Raw genomic sequence first — 23,166 nt, 5'->3', positions numbered from 1 at the left:
ACATAGCAAAAAAAGGAGAGAACTTCTACTTCATATTATCTCTATTCTATTAAAAAAGCAGGCCATTTTCTGGCCTGCTTTCCCCTCTTTTATACGATGAAATATACTGCTTTTAATGGTCCATGTACGCCGACAACAAGATTCATTTCAATATCTGCCGAGTTACTAGGTCCTGTAATAAAGTTAATACAAGATGCCACTTCCTCACCATTTTCTACACGTGAGTTCATATCCTCAACTGCTTGTGTAATACGAGGCACAAGTGTTTCACGTGGAATAATAGCAAAGTATACAGTCGGTAAAAAGTGTAAAGAACGACCTTGGCCTTTATGACTTTGTACAACGATCGTACCAGATTCAGCTAAAGTATAATCACTAAAGGCAATTCCAATATTCGCTCTTTCTGCGATACGCATATTCTCTTCTTTTTTCTCAGGATCCCATACATTTACTTCAACATTTTGCTTTGGAAGCTCTTCTTTAAATAAAGAAGTCAATCCATAAGAATCAAAACGTTCATCTGCCGATAACATAATAGGTCCCCCGCCGTTTTCCACGATTACTTTTTGAATATCTTCACGTAAACGGTCGTTTGTCGTTTCCACCACAGTTGTATGAATGTTTGTACATTGATTTTTAAATACTTCTAACAATTCTTCTTGTGAATAATCTTTTAACGTTTCTTTATTTACATTATTTTTCCACACTGGACGTTTTACACCATCCGTTTTACGCGCGCGTCCAAGTTCTTTTGCAATATTCTCTAGAAAGGACTCACGGTTTTGAATTAATCCTGTCATTATTTGTCCCCGCCTTTCTTATGGTCTTTATACCAATCACGGAATCGTTCTTTACTTGGAGCCGGGAACTCACGAATATCTGTCCAGTTTTTAAGTGGCCCAACACCTTTTGATACACGGTTACCAGATGTAAATGGACTCATTGCCGCTGGCGCCATTTTTGATCCCATTTTATATAAAGCTGCTGAAGATGCACCCATACTAAACATTTTCATTGCTAATTTTTCTGCAAGTGGAGCACGTCCTTCTTGCTCAACAATTACTTGACGATGTTTTAATAATAAATCATGCAATGGTATTTTTACTGGACAAGCTTCTGTACACGCTCCGCATAAACTAGAGGCATAAGGAAGCTCTTTGTAATCATCATACCCGCCTAAAAGTGGAGTTAATACCGCACCGATTGGTCCTGAGTATATAGAACCATACGAATGCCCACCAACGTGACGATATACAGGACATACGTTAACACAAGCAGCACAACGAATACATTGCAACACTTGACGGAATTCAGAGCCAAGAATTTGAGAGCGGCCATTATCAACAACAACTAAGTGGAATTCTTCTGGTCCATCTACTTCCTCTTCTTGAATTGGTCCCGCTACAGTTACATAACTTGTTAACTTTTGGCCTACTGCACTACGACATAGTAAACCAACTAAAACATCTAATTCTTCCATTGTTGGAACCATACGTTCCATACCCATTACTGCAATTTGTGTTTTCGGAATCGACATAACAAGATCGGCATTACCTTCATTCGTTACTAAACAAAGAGAACCAGTATTTGCAACAGCGAAGTTACAACCTGTCACACCAATTTCCGCATCCATAAATTTCTCTCGGAGTTGTTTACGAACAAACTTTGTCATTTCGTATGGATCGTCAGAATTTTCATAGCCAAGTTTTTCTTTAAATACATCACGAATTTGCGTTCTATTTTTATGAAGTGCAGGCGCAATAATATGTGAAGGTGGATCGTTATCTACTTGCAGAATATACTCTCCTAAGTCACTTTCTAACACTTCACAACCGATTTCTTCAAGCGCATGGTTCATACTAATTTCTTCTGTTACCATCGACTTTGATTTTACTACTTTTTTTGCCTGCTTCTTTTTTGCAACATCTTGAATATACTTTGCTGCTTCTTCTTTCGTTTTCGCAAAGTATACATGCCCGCCTCTTTTTGATACATTTTCACTTAACTGCATTAAGTAATAATCAAGATTTTCTAACGTATGTTGACGAATTTCTTCACCGAGTTCACGCCATTCTTCCCAGTTTCCTAATTCATCCGCTGCTTTTAAGCGATTCGTATATAAGCGTGTTTGTGCAGAAGATACTGCTCCGCGCATAAACGAATCTTGAATTCCATCGCCAACGCGATCATTAAATTTTTTCTCACTGATTTTCATAGACATAGCTTATGTTCCCCCTTCATGAGCGACTATTCAGTACCTCAGCAATATGCATTACTTTTATTTCTTTTCCTAAACGCTCAATACGTCCGCCAATGTTTAACAAACACCCACAATCAGCACCGATTAAATAATCAGCACCTGTTTCCATTGCACTATCTACCTTTTCATCTACCATTTGCTCAGAAATTGGAGTCATCTTCACTGAAAACGTTCCCCCAAACCCACAACAATTTTGTGCATTTGGCAGTTCTCTCACAGTTAATCCTTTTACATTTGATAATAAAATTCCTGGTGCCTCTTTTACTCCAAGCAGGCGTGTCATATGACAAGATTTATGAATAGTAGCGATCCCTGCTAAACTTGCACCAACATCTGTCACTTTTAAAACATCTACAATAAATTGTGTCAATTCATATGTTTTATCAGCGACCTTTTGTGCACGTTTAGCCCACTTCGGATCATCTTTAAAAACATGCGGATACTCATGAAACATTGTCGCACAAGAACCAGATGGCGTAACGATATATTCTGCATCTTCGAAAGTTTCAATCATATGTTTCATCGCTTCTTTTGCTGCTTCTACATGGCCGCTATTATAAGCAGGCTGACCACAACAAACTTGTGCTTCTGGAAATTCAATTTCACAACCTAAACGCTCCAACACTTCAACTGTTGCTTTGCCGACGTTTGTTTCAAACATATCGACTAAACAAGTAACAAATAAAGTAACTTTCATAATTATTACTCCCCCTTTTTACAACTCCACCAACAAACATATGGTCATCAGATGACTAAGAAAAGAAGAAATAGGCTCAACCATGGCCTATCCTCTCCCTCTTCTAAAGAAAACGCTTACTTAATCTCTCTCTATTTTATCAAAAAATTTGATTTTTAAAAGATTAAATTACGAATTTATATCGTTTTTACCTGTGACAATATGTTCTACATTTGTTAAATGATCTAGCATTGCTTGCTGCGCTAATTCTACATCTTGCTTTAACACTGCATCATATATAACTTGATGCTCTTCTATAAGTCGTTCTGATGTTGTTTGTTCACCATATAAAATAATGCGTCTTGATTCACCAATTGTTTCAGCAATCATCTCTGAAACATGATTCATGAGTTCAAGTAAAATGTTGTTATGCGAAGACTCCGCAATTCCCATATGGAACTGAAAATCTGCTTTTTCACCAGCTTTTTCATCTCCAATGCTCTTTGCCATTTCATCTAACCAATGCTTCATATTTTTTAAATTTTCTTCCGTACGTTTTGCCGCAGCTGCTCGAACTGCCCCCACTTCAAGCACCTTTCGTACTTCTAATAAATTCAAAATATCTTCTTTCTTCATTAATAATCTATTGTTTAATGATTTTGTTAATGAAGAAGAATCGAAATTCTTCACATATGTACCTTCTCCTTGTTTCATCTCAATTAAGCCCATCGCTCTTAGCGCACTTAACGCTTCACGAACAGCAGATCTGCCAACTTGAAACTGCTCAGCTAATTGATGTACAGGAAGTAGTTTGTCACCAGGTTTTAACGTACCATTTTTAATCATTGTTAAAATAGCTTCAGATACTTCTTCGTAAATTTTTTTCGGTTTAATCGATTTGTACTCCAGTTAAATCACCTCAGTATCTTCCAAACAACAATTGAAACGATTTATAAGAACTTTGCATCATAACTATTTTAGAACGAATTGGTAAGAAGTACAAATGTTTTGTTCATAAAATCGTCAAATTTTCGATATTTCTTACATATTAATTTATATCTTTCTGTATAACTATTGTCTCCTATATAAAAAAGCATGCCCTAAAAATTAGAACATGCTCCCCCCATCCTGTACTTTCAATTTAATAATAACCGTCGTCCCATTCCCTTTTTCACTTTTAATTCGCCACTGTCCATCATGTATATGAACAATTTGTCTTACAATAGCAAGACCTAAACCTGTTCCACCATGTTGACGACTTCTCGCTTTATCCACTCTGTAAAAACGTTCGCCAAGATTTTCTAAGTGCTCTGTATCAATACCGATTCCTGTATCTTTTATTTTTAATTCACAGTAATCATCGATTTGTTCTAAAGTTATATTGATATCCCCGTTTTGATTTGTATACCGTATCGCATTATCTAACACGTTATGAAGCACTTGTTGCATGCGATCCTCATCAATCATTACAATGATTTCTGGATTTAGATTTGTTGAAATACGAATTTTCTTTTCTATAAATTTAATCTCATACGTATCCAGCACATCTTCAATCAATTGTGAAAAAACGATAGGTTGTTTCTTTAACGGAAAATGTTCCCCTTCTAATTGTGCTAAATCTAACAAATCATGAACGAGGCGCTGCATACGATCTGCTTCTTTATGAATGAGCTGTGTTACTTTTTCCTGCTGCGGTCCTTTCGCTACACCATCTAAAATAGCCTCGCTATATCCTTTTATATAACTAAGCGGTGTTCTTAGCTCGTGTGAAACGTTAGCTAAAAATTCCTTACGCTTTACGTCTTCTGTCTCTAAAGAATTTGCCATTTTATTAAATGCTTTTCCTAATCGTCCAATTTCATCTTCAGAAGAAATTGTAATTCGTTCTGAGAAATCTCCCGTAGCCAAATGATTCGCAACTCGTTCCATTTGCGAAAGTGGTCTCGTAATAGCAATAATAATTTTTCTACCAATCCATATTGTCAGTAAAGTTATAGCAAGTGCTAACGGTGCCAAAATAAGGCCCATATCATATATTAAGTCTTTTATACTTTTTAAAGGAATATAAGAATATACAATACCAACTAATTTTTTATTTTCTAAAACAGGGATGACAACTCCCATAATATTCCGGTCAAAATGCTCCTCATATCCTATTTTTGTCACAGTTTTTCCATCTAATAATGCTTGCCTATCCCCTTCATTTATAAGAGAATGATGATGCACATCAAAAGGTAAGCATGCGCTTAAATCACGTGGGTTGGATACGAAAAGAACGTCTGAACTAGATATTTGATCAAATGCTCTTACTTTCTCTTCAAAAGTTGATATACCTTCACGCTTATCATATTGCGCAGCAAGACTCTTCCCCTCCATTACTAATGAATCATTTAAATTATCAACGTATAGTTTTTCGTACGAGTATAAAGATACAAAATAAAGAAAGGAAACTGTTACAAATACTGCACATACTACTGTCAGCCAAAGCTTCTGTACCATCGTAAACATACGTTACACCTCAAATTTATATCCTACACCCCAAACAGTTTGAATGTAGTTTCCACTTTCTCCAAGTTTCAAACGCATCGTTTTCACATGCGTATCTACTGTTCTTGTACTTCCGGCATAATCATATCCCCATACCTTTTCCAGCAATTGCTCTCGGCTAAATACTTGTCCCGTATGTTGGCAAAGAAAATAGAGCAAATCAAACTCTTTTACTGTAAGAGAAATCGGCTCACCATCCGCCTCAATCTTCCTACTTTTTTCATTAATTAGGATTGGTCCAAACTGAACCTCCTCTTGTTGTTCTTGCTTTGTATAACGTCTTAACACAGCTTCCATACGAGCAATTAATTCTCCAGGACTAAATGGCTTTACAATATAATCATCTGCTCCCATACGTAAGCCGTTCACCCTATTCCACTCTTCACCTTTTGCTGTTAAAAATATAATTGGTACATCTGACGTCTTTCTAATTTCTTTACAAACTGAAAGTCCATCCATCTCTGGCATCATAATATCTAGTACAACGAAATCATAATGATTCGTCTCTAATTTTTGTAGAGCTTCTTTTCCATTTTCAGCTTCTCCCCACTCGTACCCGAAATTATCTAAGTACATGCCAACAAGCTGCCTCATATCACTTTCATCATCTACAACTAGTACCCTGTATTTACTCATTATCCTTCCCTTCTCTCTCTATGAGTTGAAACGGCCCTTTTCCGACTTTAATTGTTTGTTTTATTTTCAAATTCTTCATATCCATGACGCACAATTCATCACTATCATAGCTTGCTACGTATCCCTCTGCTCCGCTCTTCAAAAATGCAAATGGGTTCGATCCTACTTCTACAGAAGCAACCTCTTTATACGTGCCAACATCAAACTTTCTAAGTGTATTCGAGCCGTGACTCAATGCATATACATACTTATTATCCTTCGTTATATTCACAGGCATGAATGGGGCGTGTAAAGAACGTACCATTTCCCCGCTCTGCAAAGAATACACTAATACTTTCTCATTCACTTGATTTCCATCACCATGCCCGCCAATCCATATTTCTTTCCCATCCGGACTAATTGTCGCTCCCGTTGACGCTGGGGGAATCATAAAGGATTGGATTACTTCTTTTTTATTTGTATCAATTGTCGTTAACTTCGTATCATAAAAGTTTAGTACAGATAACTGGTTATCGTGCTCTACCATCGTTATTGGTCCTTTTCCGGTTGACACACTCCCTGTTTCTGTCCCTTTTACCGTAAAAAACCTTACCTTTTGAGCCTTTTGATCAGCAGCAAATAATTGCTTTTTATCTTCGGATACAATCACATTTACAATACCTTTTCCCGTTTTATACTTGTCCACTTGCCTTCCTTCTGCTAGTGAATATACATACATGTACTCTAACTGCTTGCCATATACAAGTATGTCCTCACCGTTTGGAAGTAGTAGGGTTCCTGCCATTGGTTCATTAAGTTCCCATGTCGTAATTAACTTTTTAGTTTGTTTATCAACAAAACTAATACTACCTTCTTTTATATTCGTTGTTATAATAACACTTTTATCTTTAGCAATCGGTGTATATGAACTTCCTTGACACCCTACTAATAGAAATAAAAAACAGAGAAGAAAAACATACTTTCTCAAAAGATTCCCTCCATCTTCGGATGATTTCGTTATAATTGTAAAATAACAAATAAATGTGTGGAAAGTGTGAAATTTCCCTTTCTTACATCATTTACATATATAATGTACAACAAATAGAATTTGAGGTGTGCAAATTATGCTTTTTCCTGATTTAGCGAATAAAATTGTACGAGAAGTACGCAGACTAATTAAAGAAAATATCATTATTATTAATATACAAGGCTTTATTATCGCAAGTACAGATGTAGAAAGAATCGGTCAATTTCATGAAGGTGCACTCCGCTGTGCGAAACAAAAGAAAACTGTCATTATTACAAAAGAAGATGAACGACGTTTGCAAGGCGTAAAAGCGGGCATGAACCTTCCCTTACTATTCCACGACGAAGTAATTGGTGTCATTGGAATTACAGGTGAACCTGAAAATATATCGCAATACGGAGAAATATTACGTAAAATGACCGAACTACTCATTCACGAAAACTACTTTTTAGAACAACTAGAACTTGAACACCGTTCTTATGAAGCATTTGTCTTTGATTGGCTTCAAAATACAGACTGGTCTCCAAGCTTTCTCGATCGCGCAAAAACACTTGGTATTGATTTATATAAGAAGAAACAACTTATTTTGTTCTCAATCGATCAAAATGACACGATGCTTCAGCGCAAAATTTGGCAACACGTACGCAATCTATTAACAAAGGAGCATCTATTTGTTCGCTGGGGAAATGATCGATTTATTTTATTTACAGCCACACACTCTAAAGAGCAAACATATCAATTTTTAAACCGATTAAAACAAGACTGTGAAACTTTATTTTCTATTCCTTTATATATTGGGATTGGACAATCCGTTACGCCAAATAATATGAACTTATCGTACGAACAAGCATTACAAGCTCTTTCTGTATCACTTGAAACGAAAAAGATTGTGTTTAATGAAGATTTACGTTTAGAAATGTGCTTACAAGATATTTCCGCTGAAACGCGGGAACAGTTTCTAAGACGCACGATCGAAAACTTACTATCATCGCCTGAACTTATGCACACTTTACGTTTATTTATTGATTATAACCAATCTTATAAACAAACAGCTGAACAATTACATATACACATTAACACATTGCATTACAGGCTTAAAAAGATTGAGGAGCATACAGGACTTGATCCAAAACAATTCAAAGACTTAAACATTTTATACTTCTCGCTCCTCTTATTAGATAATCATACAAAAAAGAATGATAAAATAGATTAATCTTTAGTGGATTATACATAGAAAGAATCCCCCAACTTTTTTATCATTATAATGAAAGCACTGTTACAACGTTTTTTATTATGACTAAATACGTTAACAGTTTGAGGGGGATTTCCAATGTTAGAAAAGCAAATTATTCATTCATTCGTATCCATTGTTGGCGAAGATAATGTAGATACATCCAATATGGGGCGTTTAACGTATAGTTATGATGCCACTCCAAACTTCCAAGCAATGCCTGATGCAGTCATTGCTCCTCGTAATACAAATGAAGTAGCTCAAGTATTAAAAGCATGTAACACTCACAAAATTCCTGTATATGTTCGTGGTTCTGGAACAAACCTTTGTGCAGGTACATGTCCACTTGAAGGCGGTATCGTCCTTATCTTCCGCCATATGAATAATATTTTAGAAATTGATGAAGAGAATTTAACAATTACTGTACAAGCTGGTGTCATTACACTTGATATTATTAAAGAAGTAGAAGAAAAAGGTTTATTTTATCCACCAGATCCAAGCTCGATGAAGATTTCTACAATCGGCGGTAACATTAATGAAAACTCAGGTGGATTACGCGGATTAAAATATGGCGTCACACGTGATTATGTGATGGGTCTTGAACTTGTCTTACCAAATGGCGATATTATTCGTACTGGCGGTAAATTAGCAAAAGATGTAGCTGGTTACGATTTAACTCGTTTATTTATCGGTTCTGAAGGAACGCTAGGCGTCGTAACAGAGGCAATATTAAAACTTGTTCCTATGCCTGAAACGAAAAAAACGATGCTTGCGCTATATGAAGATATAAATGAAGCTGCACGTGCAGTTTCTTCAATTATTGCAAATAAAATCATTCCAGCGACACTTGAGTTTTTAGACCAGCCGACAATTGAAGTGGTAGAAGAGTTTGCACAAATCGGTTTACCAACTGACGTAAAAGCAATTTTATTAATTGAACAAGATGGCCCGCCCGAAGTTGTCAATCGAGATATTGAAAAAATGGCTCACGTTTGCCGCTCTATGAACGCAGTCGATGTTCGCGTTGCAAAAGATGAAGCGGAAGCAGATGCACTTCGGACAGCTCGCCGTAGTGCACTATCAGCACTTGCAAGATTAAAACCTACAACAATACTGGAAGACGCAACAGTACCACGCTCACAAATTGCTCCGATGGTTGAAGCTATTAATGCCATTGCAAAAAAATATAATATTCCTATTTGTACGTTTGGACATGCTGGGGATGGTAACCTACATCCAACTTGTATGACAGATGCTCGTAATAAAGAAGAAATGCACCGAGCTGAACAAGCTTTTGCTGAAATATTTGCGAAAGCAATCGAACTTGGCGGCACCATTACTGGTGAACATGGTGTTGGCGCGATGAAAGCTCCGTATTTAGAAATGAAATTAGGTAAAGAAGGTATTGCTGCTATGCAAGGAATTAAACAAGCATTCGATCCAAATAACATTATGAATCCAGGTAAGATGTTCGCGAAAGACACTCGTAAAAGAGTGGTGGTTGAGCGATGACAACATTAAATAAAGAAAACATTCAAAAGGAATTTAAAGAACGATTAAGTGAAGATGAACTACTAAACTGTATGCGATGCGGTTTCTGCTTACCAACTTGCCCTACTTACATTCAATCTGGATATAAAGAATCTCACTCACCACGAGGACGTATCGCATTAATGAAAGCAGTCGTTGACGGTTTAATTGAGCCAGATGAAGATGTTGAAAATACATTAAATGTTTGCCTCGGCTGCCGTGCTTGTGAACCAGTTTGTCCATCAGGTGTGAATTATGGACATTTATTAGAAGAAGCTCGTGATATTATAAATCAAAATAAGAAATTCTCAATGCCAGTGAGAGCCGTTCGTAAAGTCGTTTTCGAAGGACTATTCCCGCATCAAAATCGAATGAGAACATTAACAGGATTAATCGGATTTTACCAACGTTCTGGTTTACAAACGCTAACACATAAAACAGGGATTATGAAGTTATTCCCTGAAACACTTGCAACGATGGATCTCGTTCTACCAAAAGTCCCTAAAATGAAAGCAATGAAAGATCGCCCAGAATTTTTACCTGCTGAAAGTACAAAGAAGAAACAAGTTGCATTCTTCACAGGTTGTTTAATGGATACAATGTTTTTAGAAACAAATAACGCAACGATGAAACTTCTTCAGTTAGCTGGTTGTGATATCGTTATTCCGAAAACACAAAGTTGCTGCGGGGCATTACATGGGCATGCTGGTGAAAAAAGCGGAGCAAAGGAACTAGCGAAACGCAATATAAAAGCATTCGAAGATTTAAACATCGACTATATTATTACGAATGCCGGTGGTTGCGGAGCTTACCTCGTGGACTACGATTATCTTTTAAAAGACGATCCACAGTGGGCTGAACGCGCAAAGCAGTTCGTTTCTAAAATTAAAGATATTACCGCTATTCTAGTAGAACTAGATTTCCATAAACGAAAGGACTTACGACTCACACCGCAAATTATTACGTATCAAGACTCTTGTCATTTACGCAATGTTATGCGAACATCTTCAGAACCTCGTATGCTACTAGAAGCAATTCAAGGCGCAACATACCGTGAGATGAAAGACGCTGATCGTTGCTGTGGTTCCGCTGGTATTTACAATATTGTTCATTCAGAGTTATCAATGGAATTTCTAGATTACAAAATGGACCGTGTGAATGAAACAGACGCAGCAACCATTGTTACTGCAAATCCAGGTTGTTTATTACAAATGAAATTAGGCATTGAGCGAGAAGGTCTTTCTCATAAAATGAGAGGAATTCACATTGTAGATCTATTATTAGAAGCAATTGAAACCAACTCGTAATAACTCGTAACATACGTAATAATAAGAAAACGGCTATCTCCTTCGTCTACGTAAAGAGATAGCCGCTTTTTTGTCCGCTACAACATTAAAAATATGTTACTTTATTATAAAAAAGAACAACAGAAACATTACAGTTTTGTAAAAATCAATCCAGTATATTCCTCAAAAAAATGCTCAAACCATTGATACAATAGGATTCTTCATTTTCAATATAGGTACATTTATCCAAAAACACCCTCTTAAAACCAAGTATAAAAATGCTGAAAATTCCTTTTATACTCTATGTTTCTCTTATTCCTCCCCCTTTCCTCCCTTAGGATAAATTAGGTAAATTTTAAGTCTATGAATTTTTTTCCATCTTTTTTCTCACAAAATCTATGCTACGATGAATTTGTCAGTTAGACGGCTGGCAAAAATTAAATAAAAACATAGACAATATGGGGGCAAACATTATGAAAAAACGTGTTCTATTATCTGTAGCTGCTGCAACAGCACTTACTTTAGGAGTATCTTCTTTAGATGCACAAGCGGCAACAGTACAACCATCTAACATAAAGGTTCAAAATATTCAGCATTCTAAAGTGATGATGAAGCAAATGAGCCAACAAGAATTACAAGCATTCTTACAATCTATGGGAGTTGAGTCATTAGCACAATGGCAACAAGGAAATTTCCAACCAAACTGCTTCATTCCTGGTCAACAACCAACTGAAAATGTTGTAACTGAGCAACCAACAGCTAAGCCAGAAACTCAAAAGCCTGTTGAACAAAAACCTGCTGAGCAAAAGCCTGCTGAAGAAGTTCAAAAACCAGAAACTCAAAAGCCTGCTGAAAACAACAATACTCAAAAACCAGCTGAACAAAGACCTGCTGAGCAAAAGCCTGCTGAAGAAGCAAAATCTTTAAGCGAGTTCGAACAACGCGTTGTTGAATTAACAAACGCTGAGCGTACAAAACAAGGCTTACCAGCATTACAAATCGATACTGAATTAAGCAAAGTAGCACGTATTAAATCTGAAGATATGCAAAAAAATAACTACTTTGATCATAATAGCCCTACTTACGGATCTCCGTTTGACATGATGAAGAAATTTGGTATTTCTTATAAGTCTGCAGGTGAAAACATTGCTCAAGGCCAACGTACACCTGAAGAAGTAGTACAAGCTTGGATGAACAGCGCTGGACACCGTGCAAACATCTTAAATAACGGCTTCACTCACATCGGTGTTGGCTATGTAGAAAGCGGCAACTACTGGACACAACAATTTATTACGAAGTAAATAGATTAAAAGAGTCTTCTCATAATGAGAAGACTCTTTTTTTACGTTTCATAACTTTCTATTATGTATGAGTACAATATGTAGAACATAAACAAAATAGAGCCACAACTTATTACACTAAGTAACACATAAAATCCCCATTCCAAGTTCAAAAACAATGAGAACAATATACTACATGCCATCACTTGAAAAATCCGCCTACTCACTAAACGGATATTTTGTAATTTAATTGGGTCTTTTTCCATACTCTTAACTTTTTTAAACCCTTTACTAACCATAAAAAGGAATATACTAATTCCAATTGTTAGTCCTGTCTGAAAAGATATCACGCTTCCAAAATTAATAAAGAGAATGAGCATATGGATAAACAACATAAATAAAGTAATTGTCTTTAGAAATCCATTTATAATGATATGTTCGCCTTCATTCAACTTATATATATTATGTGAAATAATATACACGAATCCATGTAAAAACATAATAAGACAAGGAATAAACGCTATAACAACTTGTTTACTCATAAACTCGTTCGGCCTACCATTTTCATTCCAATGTACTGCCATAAGGTTTGGTAAATATGGATAAAGGCATAGAGTAACTAAAAGACAAGCGAAAAATATTCCTAGTATATATTTATATTTGACCAAGTGATTCTCACCTCTCTTTTCTCTTAACGGCTTCGCTTCTTTTAGAGAAATTCCTGCAAGAATCTACTTTTCTCAAATTTAAACTTACACTTTACGCATTCATTCTTTGAAATTCTTTCATTGTATGATTTAATTTTGTAGGAAATGGTACATCCACTTCAATCTCTTCTTTTGTAATGGGATGTAAGAATTTTATCTTCATCGCATGTAATGCTTGCCCGGACATATATTGCGTTTGTCCACCATATAATACATCCCCAACTAATGGATTGCCATTATAACTCATATGAACACGAATTTGATGAGTTCTACCCGTTTCTAATTGTAACGTTACGAGCGTAACATTTTGGTTCTTAAAATACTTCTCTACTTTATAAAATGTGACCGCTTGGTCTCCCTTTGGAGAAACACGTCGTCTCGTCGCATGATGGCGATCTCTTCCAATAGCTGCATCAATTGTTCCTTGCTTCTTTTTTACTTTCCCTTCCACAAGCGCCGCATACGTTCTTTTAATTTTTCGTTCCATTAATAAACGATCCATAATTGCACCTGCAATTCTATGCTTCGCAAACACGACACCACCTGTCGTATCTTTATCTAACCGATGAATATGACGCACCTTCGTCTCTAAACCTTGCATTTGAAAATGAAAGGCAACAAGGTTTGCCAGTGTTCCCGTCCCGCCTTTTTCAGCAGGATGCGTATCCATCTTCTCAGGCTTATTTACAATAAGTACGTGATCATCTTCATACACTACATGTAATTCACCATACTCAGGCTCTACATCGTATGCTTCCGCTATAAACATATGCACTTGTAACTTATCGCCTTCTTTTAAAAGTTCATTCCATCTTCTCTGTTCACCGTTAACGGTAACACCTTTTTCCATACGAAGCTGATGTAACAACTTTTTCGGTATTTCCCATTCTATTTTTAATAATGACTCAATACTTATACCATTCCATTTCGCTGGAACAGTAATTTCGCACCATTCACCCTTCTTCTTCGTTTCCATACTGTATCACCTTATTTCTATTGATTCTCTCATTGTAACGGAAAATACAATTTGATGCACCGTCAAAAATAGAGGACAGTCTTCTAATAGACTGCCCCTCACGCTCTACGCTTTTTCATTTCCTGTAATACTTCTTCCGCTTTTTGTTCATACGATAAATCTTTAAAGAAATCCGCCAACCTTTTATAATCATTATACGTATCTAATAAGTCATCCATCTTTTCTACTTTCATCACTTGTTGCTTTTGCTTCATTTTTACCGGATAACGATAGCCCGATACCTCTTGTATTTTGTAATACTCATCCTCTACTTGAATAACCTTTACAAGTTCCTCTTCTTCCGCATCCATCGTATATCCATCAAAATCTCTAAGCAACTCATAAATGATATGAGTCCATTCATCTTTTGGATAAAACCCTTTTTCTAACCGATAACCGACAATGCGATACATATGCCCATCGTTCTCTGCAAACTGTACTGTATCATTTAGCTTAAACTTAAAATAACGAAACATTGCCTTCACCTACTTATATGTAATGTTCTTATCACATACTATTTGCAAAATGTAGGTCTTGCTATTCATAAAAAAATACTCATCTATGAGATGAGTATTTTTTACGATGATTTTTCTCTTTTCTTTCGAAATGGTAACCACCAGTTCCAGTCTCCAAACAATTTCATTAAACTTGGTACAAGCATAAGACGAATAATTGTTGCATCAAGAAATATCGCTAATGCAACACCAAGCCCCATCTGCCGTACTGGTAAAATATCAGTAAAGGCGAACGCACCAGTTACAACAATCATAATTAGTGCAGCGGATGTAATGATTCTACTTGTTGACACAAGTCCTTCTAACGTCGCTTGATCGTTATCTCCTGTTTCTTCATATAACTCATGAATACGTGAAATAAGAAAGACTTCATAATCCATGCTAAGCCCAAATACGAGGCCGAAAATAAAGATTGGTAAGACAAATAGAACAGGACTTGCTTCTAAACCAAAATGCCCACCTTCAAATAACCAAACAACAATTCCAATTGTTGCGCTTAAACTAAGTATATTCATAATAATTGCCTTAATTGGAATGAGGATAGATCGGAATGCAAATAATAATATAACAAAGGTCGATCCAAATATAACAGACATACCAATTGCAACTTTATCTTTAATTTCATCTTCTAACTCTTGTTGGAACGTCGTCATTCCGCCTAAATAATACGTAACATCTGTTTCTTTATAATTTTGTTTAAAATCACGAACCCATTGTTTAGCAGTTTCAGTACGTGGTTTTGTTTCTAGAAAGATTTCTATCGTCGTCTTATTCCCTTTCGTATATACTTCAAATACAGGAGCTAGTTTCGCTGCTTCTGGCGACTCTAATATTCCAGCAACTTGATCTGCTTTCATACCTGTTAATCCGTCGTATAAACTTCTTACTTCATGCACTTTCTTATCGTCTTTTAACTTTTGAACGACTTCTTCTACCTTTTGTAAACTTTCTTTTTCTTTCATATCTTTTTTCGTCTCTATCACTAACGTAACATCAGCATGTGTTTTTGCCGTTTCATTAAATGCCTCTTCGTACTTCTCATATGCAATTCTTGTATCACTTTGTTTAGGTAAAGCTTCCACGTCAGGAAACTGCAAATTAGCTGTACGTAACGGTAATAAGCAAATCACAATAAATATTGTAACAACAATAATCATCGCAATTGGATGTTTCATTACAAATTGTGCAAATGTACGCCACGCTTTTGCCGGCGTATGCGCTACTTGATTCTTTTTTAATATCCGTTTCCCAATTAATGATAATAGCGCCGGAAGGAGTGTGAGTGAAAATAAAATACTCATAATCACTACAATCATGCCGCTAATTGCGACTGACTGAATATAATCAATTTTAAAGAAGAACAAACCGGATAATCCAACAAATACACATAATCCTGAAAATACGATTGCACGCCCTGCTGTCTGATATGTAATTGCTATCGCTTCTTTTACCGTTCGCTTTGCAACTTCCTCTCGAAAGCGATTTACAAATAATAGCGCAAAATCAATAGATAATGCAAGTCCGATCATCGGTGCAACATTTAACACAAAGATAGATAGTTCCTTATCGCTACCTATAAAGTATAATATGCCCATCGTACTAATAACACTAAGTGCCCCATTTACAATTGGTAAAATAGATGCCAAAAGGCTACCAAATGAAAATAGTAATACGAGAAATGCAATTGGTAGCCCAATCATCTCTGCTACTTTCAAATCATTTTGCGTTCTTTCATTAATCTCTTGATTAATTTTTGGAAATCCTGTCGGCGTTACTTTTAACGCTGCATTACTTTCCTTTTCGATTTTATCAGCAAATTGTAACGTCTTTTCCATTCGTTCCTTATTTGTTTTCCCGGAAAATAAAATTGTCGCATAGCCGATATCATCTTGTAACATTTCTTTATTTTGCACTGGGTGATGGAAAGATTCATAAGTCTCTTTCTCTTGTACATTCTTTACAATTCCCTCTACTTGCTTTTGAAATTCCTCATGTGAAACACCTTTATTTTTTTCAAAAACGAGTAGGAGTGTATCTTGAGACCTCTTAAAATCTTTATCTAAAATTTCTTTCGTTTTTTGATAGTCCCCTTCTGTTTGGAAACCGTCACCACCTAATACTCCTGGTAACTTTGGAGCGAAAATACCGAGTCCTATCGCTAGCAATAGTAATGCTACAATTACCGTATAACGAAACTGATACAAAAAAGCGCCTAACTTCCCCCACTTATCTACTTTATGTACATTTGTTTTCACACATTTTCACCTACTTTAAATAATTCAATTGTCATTTATACTGTATCACATCTTCGTACAAACAAAAAACGTCTGGAAACACTATAATGATAGTTTTTCCAGACGTTTTTTATCTCTCTTTATTAAGTCCCAATCTCTCGGTGAGTAAACGATGGCAATAAATCGCCATAATTAACAAAATACCACCTACGCAATAACCAGCTAAAATATCAGTTGGATAATGCACATTTAAAATAACTCTACTTAATCCAATCGATACAATTACGATTCCCATCAAAATCGTTATAACATATTTCCCAGTTACACTCTTCAAATTAGCGGCAATGATATAAGCAAGAAACCCGAATGTCATAATAGATAACATTGCATGCCCACTAGGGAAACTATACCCAAGTGCATCCAGCGCTTCATTTAACGACGGACGCTCCCTTTTCGCAATTTCCTTTATCCCTTTATTTACAAGATGTGTTACTAAAATACCAACTGGATACACGATCATCGCAGCATAATAACGTTTTCTCCAAAAAACAAGTAAACTTATAACGAGCGTAGTTACGATTCCTATGGCAGACCCTAATTTTGTATAATGCGAGAAAAATGTAAGCGAATCTTCTGTTTGTAATCCTTTTACTAATGCTCGGACATATGTATCCATCACTGTAACACCACCCGCATGTACGCGCCAAGCAACAATACCAAATACAGCAAGTAATAAAGCGATACATACTAGCTCATATTGATGTAACTTCTTTTTCAAACGATTTCCTCCTACTATGAAAAAATGCGATTTCTACTTTAGAAACCGCATTTTCTTACTATTTACCTTTTGTTTTTAACTCTGTCCAGTAACGATCATAGTCTTTTAACTTATCATCTACATCAACAAGCCATTCTGTACGATCTAATTCTTCTTTCGTTAAGAAAATCATATGGTTATCACGATATTCTTTACTATGAAGGGGATGAGCTTTTTCATTTGGATTACTGTATCCAATTGACTCGTAGTTTTTCACACTTACTTTTTCATCTAATAAGTAGTTCATAAACTTCTCTGCAAGCTCTTTGTTTTTCGCGCCTTTTGGAATTGCTAACGTATCAGCCCAAATTGTGCCGCCTTCTTTTGGTACAACATACTCTACATCTTTATTATCTTTTGCGATAAATGCTGCATCTCCAGACCAAACTGTTCCGATCCAAGCATCTTCTGTAATGAATTTTTGTTTAATATTATCTGTATCAAATGCTAATAAGTTTGGAAGTAGCTTCTGTAAATCAGTTGCTGCTGTCTTTAACTGTGCATCTTCTTTCGTGCTGTTTGAGAAGCCGTTTTTCTTAAGACCCATACCTAATACTTCACGAGAATCATTTAATAAAGTTACATGCCCTTTATATTTCTCATTCCATAAGTCAGCCCAGCTTGTAGGAGCTTCTTTCACATACTTTTTATTGTATGCAATCCCTGTTACACCCCAAGTGTATACTAAAGAATATTTATTCTCTGGATCAAAAGCCGGTGTTTTGAAATTAGAAACCATATTTTCGATATTCGGGATATTCTTTTTGTCTAACGGCGCTAATAAATCCATTTTCGCCATTGTTTTAACCATGTAATCAGACGGCTGAATTAAATCATACTTCGCGCCACCAGCTTGTAATTTCGCAAGCATTTCTTCATTACTTGCATACTTATCATAGTTAATTTTCACGTTATATTTCTTTTCAAAATCTCTTAGCACTTGCTCATCAAAATTGTCAGCCCAGCTATAAATGTTTAACTCTTCTTTCTTTTCACCACAACCAGCAAGTACACCAGCAACAAGGCTAAAGCTAATCGCTGCGCCGGCTAATCTTTTCATTAATTTCATCGGTTTATTACCCCCTCGTACTTTCTATATCGTTCGTATTATAAAGGAAGGTGTCCTCCAGAGTTTTCTTCACCATCTGCACCTTTGTTACGGAAGATTTCAGATAGAACCATTAATCCTACGATAGCTACAATTAAAATTGTAGAAAGCGCATTAATTTCTGGTGATACTCCGCGCTTAACCATACTGTAAATGTATAATGGCAATGTTGTTGATCCTGGTCCTGATACGAAGAAACTAATTACAAAATCATCAATTGATAATGTGAATGTTAATAATGCTGCTGAAACAACTCCTGGTGCAATTGCCGGGAACGTTACATAACGAAACGTTTGCCACGGCGTTGCTCCTAAATCATTCGCAGCCTCTTCTAAATCACGTCCCATACCAGAAAGACGTGCTGCTAAAATAACGACAACAAATGAAATACTAAATGTAATGTGCGCGATAATAATTGTTGTTTTGCCAAGTTCCATACCTAATTGACTAAATAAGATAAGTAAAGATAATCCCATTAAAATATCAGGAATTAAAATTGGTAAATACACAAGACCGTTAATAGCCCCTTCATAACGATATTTATAACGATGTACTGCAAGCGCGAAAATCACACCAAGAACTGTCGTTACAATCGTCGTTACGATCGCAATCGTCATACTATTTACAAACGCATCAATAACATCTTGCTTTTGAAATAAATCTGTATACCAATGAAGCGTAAAACCTTCCCATTCCGCATTAATGCGAGAATCATTGAAGGAATATACCATTAAAACCATCATTGGAAAATACAAGAACAATAAAATTAACCAAGAATAAGAAACTAAAAACTTCTTCATCTTTCTCTATTCCCCTCCGTTCCCATCATATTTATATACTTTCGTTGCACGATAATATAAGTAAATTAACAGAACAGAGAATAGAACAACAATCATAGATAACGCAGATCCAAACGGCCAGTCACGCGCTCCTAAGAATTGATTTTGAATTACGTTTCCGATTAACGCTACTTTCGATCCACCCATAACGTCTGATACAACAAACATTCCGATAGAAGAAACAAACACTAAAATAGAACCAGTAGCAATCCCTGACATCGTCATTGGTACAGTAACATTCCAAAATGCCTTCGCTGGTGTTGCTCCTAAATCGTAAGCTGCTTCTAGCTTACGCTTATCAAGCTGCTCAATCGCTGCATACACCGGTAAAATCATAAATGGTAATAAAGAATAGACCATTCCGAGTATTACAGAAGGTGTGTTATATAGTAAATTTAAAGGTTCACTAATAATACCTAGTTTCAATAGCAATGTGTTTACGAGACCTTGTGAACGTAAAATAACAATCCATGCGTATGAACGAACAAGGAAGTTAATCCAAAACGGGATCGTTGCCAATAATAAAAGAATGGAACGGTATTTACGATCAACAATTGTAATTGTATAAGCAAATGGATAACCAATTACTAAACAGATTACTGTTGTAATAACTGCAATCTTAACAGTTTCCCATAACGTTCCCATGTATAGTGGATCAAACACACGAGCTATATTCTCTAACGTAAATTTCATTTCCACTGTTCCGTATGCTCCGCGCTGCATGAAGGCAAATGCCAATACAAACAGAAGGGGAATTAGGAAGAAGATTAACAGCCACGCGACTGTAGGTAGTGCGAGTAATTTCCCTTTTTTCAATTTAAGGTCACCTCGTCCTCTTGCTCCCAGCCTACGTATACATTATCTCCAATGCTCCACTGCATTGCTTCTTCAGCAGTTTGATATGCCATTAGTAATTCTGATGTTTTCTCGTCACGTACATACAGCTTTTCCATATTTCCAACAAACTCAACGTCTTCAATATGTCCAAGATGGTATTCTTTTAAAATCGGCTCTTCAACCGAACGTACCTTTACGTTTTCAGGGCGAATTGCTACATAGCCTTCCCCGTTTTTCACAATATTATTTTCACCGATAAATGTCGCAACGAACATCGTTTTCGGCTTATTGTAAATTTCTTTCGGCGTTCCAATTTGTTCAATATGTCCTTTATTCATAACGACAATACGATCACTCATGCTCATCGCTTCTTCTTGATCGTGCGTTACGTATATGAACGTAATTCCTAAATTACGTTGTAAGTTTTTCAATTCACGTTGCAAATCTTTTCTTAATTTAAAGTCTAACGCCCCAAGTGGCTCATCTAGTAATAATACACGCGGGTTATTTACAATCGCTCTCGCAATTGCTACACGCTGCTGCTGTCCACCAGAAAGCTTTGCAGGTTTACGATTACGGAACTCAAGTAACTGCGTTAAACGCATTGCCTCTTCAGCACGCTCTTTCTGTTCTGCTGCTGGTACTTTCTGCATTTTCATACCGAAACAAATATTTTTCTCCACATTCATATGTGGGAATAGCGCATAATGTTGGAACACTAGGTTCATATGACGCTTATATGGTGGCAAATCGTTAATCTTTTCATCATCTAATAAAAGATTCCCTTTAGTTGGAGTTTCAAACCCTGCGATCATACGAAGTAATGTCGTTTTCCCGCAACCACTCGGCCCTAAAATTGTTAAAAATTCCCCTTCTTTAATATCTAAAGAAAGCGGTGGGATAATCACTTGATTTCCAAAATGTTTTTCTACTGCTTCAACTTTAATAATCTTTTTCATTTTCCCGTCCTATCTACCTTAAATTTTAAATTTTAATTTTTATATTCATGAATAAACATTTATGTTCTATAGACTATTTTTTGTTTCGATCCAAACAAAAATGGTTATTTAGCAAGCGTTCACTTCTATTCTTTATGTAGTATGTTTGATTCATTTTCGCATGATACATAATGTCGAACAGAAAAACCCCTTCCATTGCGAAGGGGCTATTATCATACGGCTACGCCTACTGATAAACACCATCATCATTTTAACAACTTTCGTATGAATTTTAAAGCACTTTTTGTAGAAGAATAACGAATTTTCATATCGAATGCCGTAGATTGGGCTAAAATGCTTTTATAATGTGAAAAAGTCCGAAAACTTTCTTCCCCATGATAACCCCCTAATCCACTACTTCCGACGCCCCCAAAAGGTAAATATGGTGTTGCAAGATGATAGACAACATCATTAATACAACCTCCGCCATATGAAATATTACTCGTCACCTTCTTTTGTACTTCTTTATCTTCAGAAAATACATATAACGCTAACGGCTTCGGATGTTGCTGAATCGTGTCAATAACGTCTTCTATATTCTCATATTCTATAATTGGTAAAATCGGACCAAAAATTTCGTCTTCCATAACAGTACTTTGCCATGTAACATTTGTTAACACTGTTGGTTCTATGTGTAAAGTTTCCTTTTTATAGCTCCCGCCAATTACAGTTTTACCATCTTTCAAAAACGTACATAAACGTTCAAAATGACGTTCACTCACAATTCGTACATAATTATCATTGTGCAGTGGCTCTTTTCCATACTGCTCCTCAATTTCATATCGCAACGCTTCAATTAACTGTTTTTTCACGGAAACATGCACATACATATAATCAGGCGCTACACACGTTTGCCCTGCATTTAAAAACTTCCCCCAAACAATTCGTCTTGCTGTTACGTCTATTTTTGCATCTTTATGTACAATACATGGGCTTTTTCCGCCAAGTTCTAACGTAAGCGGCGTCAACTGTTTCGCAGCTGCCTCCATGACAACTTTCCCAACGCCCACACTACCTGTAAAGAAAATATAATCAAATGGTTCCTTTAGCAAAGCTGTACTCTCTTCTACACCGCCTTCTACTACCGCTACAAGCTCTTCTTGGAATAGTTCGCCTAACATTCTCGTCAGCACTTTAGAAACGTTTGGCGTTAACTCTGACGGCTTTAAAACGATTGTATTTCCAGCTGCCAACGCCCCTACAAGTGGTGCAATTGCTAATTGAAACGGATAGTTCCACGGTGCAATAATAAGTGTCACACCGTACGGTTCTGGCACTACTTTCCCCTTTGATCCAAAGTGAGTAAGTGCTGTTCGAACTCGCTTCGGTTTACTCCACGATGAAATGTGCTTTAATTGAAAGGAAATTTCTTTTAATACATATCCAACTTCCGTTGTAAACGACTCATGAACTGACTTATTTAAATCTAATTTCAATGCCTGAAATATTTCTTCTTCAAAGCGCTGAATGCCTTCATAAAGCTTCTTCAAATTATTCTTTCTCACTTCTATACTTCTCGTATGGCCATTATAAAAATATGCCTTTTGTTTATTTACAATAGAAGAAACACTCATTCATTCACCTGCTCTCACTATTTTTATCTAATTCTTTCATTATTTATATAGACTTTATATGTAACTAATT

21 protein-coding genes are annotated in these 23,166 nt (G+C 36.2%); 4 read left to right on the top strand and 17 right to left on the bottom strand.

Annotated features, from left to right (window positions below):
- Positions 1 to 89: 89 nt before the first annotated feature.
- The 7 genes from VF726_RS00970 to VF726_RS00940 form a co-directional block, all read right to left on the bottom strand.
- Positions 90 to 800, bottom strand: a complete 711-nt coding sequence (locus VF726_RS00970; RefSeq protein ID WP_166704881.1) for a LutC/YkgG family protein — start codon at positions 798 to 800, stop codon at positions 90 to 92.
- Positions 800 to 2,221 carry a LutB/LldF family L-lactate oxidation iron-sulfur protein gene (locus VF726_RS00965; protein ID WP_000061914.1) on the bottom strand — a complete coding sequence of 474 codons (1,422 nt, stop codon included), beginning with the start codon at positions 2,219 to 2,221 and terminating at the stop codon, positions 800 to 802. The genes VF726_RS00970 and VF726_RS00965 overlap by 1 nt, the downstream gene beginning before the upstream one ends.
- A gap of 16 nt (positions 2,222 to 2,237) precedes the next feature.
- Positions 2,238 to 2,957, bottom strand: a complete 720-nt coding sequence (locus tag VF726_RS00960; protein WP_440165187.1) for a (Fe-S)-binding protein — start codon at positions 2,955 to 2,957, stop codon at positions 2,238 to 2,240.
- A gap of 168 nt (positions 2,958 to 3,125) precedes the next feature.
- Positions 3,126 to 3,815, bottom strand: a complete 690-nt coding sequence (locus VF726_RS00955; RefSeq protein ID WP_269732695.1) for a FadR/GntR family transcriptional regulator — start codon at positions 3,813 to 3,815, stop codon at positions 3,126 to 3,128.
- A gap of 228 nt (positions 3,816 to 4,043) precedes the next feature.
- The gene (locus VF726_RS00950) at positions 4,044 to 5,444 is read right to left on the bottom strand and encodes a sensor histidine kinase (protein WP_440165185.1); all 1,401 of its coding nucleotides are present in this window, start codon (positions 5,442 to 5,444) and stop codon (positions 4,044 to 4,046) included.
- A 3-nt stretch (positions 5,445 to 5,447) separates the two neighbouring features.
- The gene (locus VF726_RS00945) at positions 5,448 to 6,119 is read right to left on the bottom strand and encodes a response regulator transcription factor (RefSeq protein ID WP_000049882.1); all 672 of its coding nucleotides are present in this window, start codon (positions 6,117 to 6,119) and stop codon (positions 5,448 to 5,450) included.
- Complete coding sequence (locus tag VF726_RS00940; protein WP_440165183.1) at positions 6,112 to 7,086, bottom strand: YncE family protein; 975 nt, start codon at positions 7,084 to 7,086, stop codon at positions 6,112 to 6,114. Before VF726_RS00940 ends, VF726_RS00945 begins: the two co-directional genes overlap by 8 nt.
- Positions 7,087 to 7,222: 136 nt before the next feature.
- Between VF726_RS00940 and VF726_RS00935 the strand changes: the two genes are divergently transcribed.
- The 4 genes from VF726_RS00935 to VF726_RS00920 all read left to right on the top strand — a co-directional run bounded on the left by VF726_RS00935 (position 7,223) and on the right by VF726_RS00920 (position 12,473).
- Positions 7,223 to 8,338: a CdaR family transcriptional regulator gene (locus tag VF726_RS00935; RefSeq protein ID WP_440165181.1), complete on the top strand. Its 1,116-nt coding sequence runs from the start codon at positions 7,223 to 7,225 to the stop codon at positions 8,336 to 8,338.
- A gap of 117 nt (positions 8,339 to 8,455) precedes the next feature.
- On the top strand, positions 8,456 to 9,868 hold the full coding sequence (glcD, locus tag VF726_RS00930) for a glycolate oxidase subunit GlcD (protein WP_440165179.1): 1,413 nt from the start codon (positions 8,456 to 8,458) through the stop codon (positions 9,866 to 9,868).
- Positions 9,865 to 11,193 carry a (Fe-S)-binding protein gene (locus VF726_RS00925; protein ID WP_440165177.1) on the top strand — a complete coding sequence of 443 codons (1,329 nt, stop codon included), beginning with the start codon at positions 9,865 to 9,867 and terminating at the stop codon, positions 11,191 to 11,193. Before glcD ends, VF726_RS00925 begins: the two co-directional genes overlap by 4 nt.
- 452 nt (positions 11,194 to 11,645) lie before the next feature.
- Positions 11,646 to 12,473: a CAP domain-containing protein gene (locus VF726_RS00920; protein ID WP_440165175.1), complete on the top strand. Its 828-nt coding sequence runs from the start codon at positions 11,646 to 11,648 to the stop codon at positions 12,471 to 12,473.
- Positions 12,474 to 12,514: 41 nt separating this feature from the next.
- Here VF726_RS00920 and VF726_RS00915 read toward each other — a convergent pair whose 3' ends face one another.
- The 10 genes from VF726_RS00915 to VF726_RS00870 all read right to left on the bottom strand — a co-directional run bounded on the left by VF726_RS00915 (position 12,515) and on the right by VF726_RS00870 (position 23,096).
- Positions 12,515 to 13,120 (bottom strand): DUF1648 domain-containing protein, encoded by a 606-nt coding sequence (locus tag VF726_RS00915; RefSeq protein WP_440165173.1) that lies wholly within the window; start codon positions 13,118 to 13,120, stop codon positions 12,515 to 12,517.
- A gap of 91 nt (positions 13,121 to 13,211) precedes the next feature.
- Positions 13,212 to 14,135 (bottom strand): RluA family pseudouridine synthase, encoded by a 924-nt coding sequence (locus VF726_RS00910; protein WP_440165171.1) that lies wholly within the window; start codon positions 14,133 to 14,135, stop codon positions 13,212 to 13,214.
- Positions 14,136 to 14,233: 98 nt separating this feature from the next.
- Positions 14,234 to 14,650, bottom strand: a complete 417-nt coding sequence (locus tag VF726_RS00905; RefSeq protein ID WP_048526774.1) for a hypothetical protein — start codon at positions 14,648 to 14,650, stop codon at positions 14,234 to 14,236.
- Between the two features lie 101 nt (positions 14,651 to 14,751).
- Positions 14,752 to 16,944, bottom strand: a complete 2,193-nt coding sequence (locus VF726_RS00900) for an MMPL family transporter (protein ID WP_440165169.1) — start codon at positions 16,942 to 16,944, stop codon at positions 14,752 to 14,754.
- A 109-nt stretch (positions 16,945 to 17,053) separates the two neighbouring features.
- Positions 17,054 to 17,701 (bottom strand): phosphatase PAP2 family protein, encoded by a 648-nt coding sequence (locus VF726_RS00895; RefSeq protein WP_440165167.1) that lies wholly within the window; start codon positions 17,699 to 17,701, stop codon positions 17,054 to 17,056.
- A gap of 58 nt (positions 17,702 to 17,759) precedes the next feature.
- Positions 17,760 to 18,809 carry a spermidine/putrescine ABC transporter substrate-binding protein PotD gene (potD, locus tag VF726_RS00890; protein ID WP_048561458.1) on the bottom strand — a complete coding sequence of 350 codons (1,050 nt, stop codon included), beginning with the start codon at positions 18,807 to 18,809 and terminating at the stop codon, positions 17,760 to 17,762.
- Between the two features lie 38 nt (positions 18,810 to 18,847).
- Positions 18,848 to 19,648 carry a spermidine/putrescine ABC transporter permease PotC gene (potC, locus tag VF726_RS00885; protein WP_048561459.1) on the bottom strand — a complete coding sequence of 267 codons (801 nt, stop codon included), beginning with the start codon at positions 19,646 to 19,648 and terminating at the stop codon, positions 18,848 to 18,850.
- Between the two features lie 6 nt (positions 19,649 to 19,654).
- Complete coding sequence (gene potB / locus VF726_RS00880) at positions 19,655 to 20,503, bottom strand: spermidine/putrescine ABC transporter permease PotB (RefSeq protein WP_440165164.1); 849 nt, start codon at positions 20,501 to 20,503, stop codon at positions 19,655 to 19,657.
- The gene (gene potA / locus VF726_RS00875; protein ID WP_151631215.1) at positions 20,500 to 21,483 is read right to left on the bottom strand and encodes a spermidine/putrescine ABC transporter ATP-binding protein PotA; all 984 of its coding nucleotides are present in this window, start codon (positions 21,481 to 21,483) and stop codon (positions 20,500 to 20,502) included. The genes potB and potA overlap by 4 nt, the downstream gene beginning before the upstream one ends.
- 245 nt (positions 21,484 to 21,728) lie before the next feature.
- Complete coding sequence (locus VF726_RS00870) at positions 21,729 to 23,096, bottom strand: aldehyde dehydrogenase (RefSeq protein WP_440165162.1); 1,368 nt, start codon at positions 23,094 to 23,096, stop codon at positions 21,729 to 21,731.
- Positions 23,097 to 23,166: the final 70 nt, after the last annotated feature.

The sequence above is a fragment of the Bacillus sp. Brlt_9 genome (genome assembly GCF_051948935.1).
GTDB lineage: Bacteria > Bacillota > Bacilli > Bacillales > Bacillaceae_G > Bacillus_A.
Note: the sequence above shows the minus strand (reverse complement) of the source record. Positions and strands in the feature narration are given on the sequence as shown.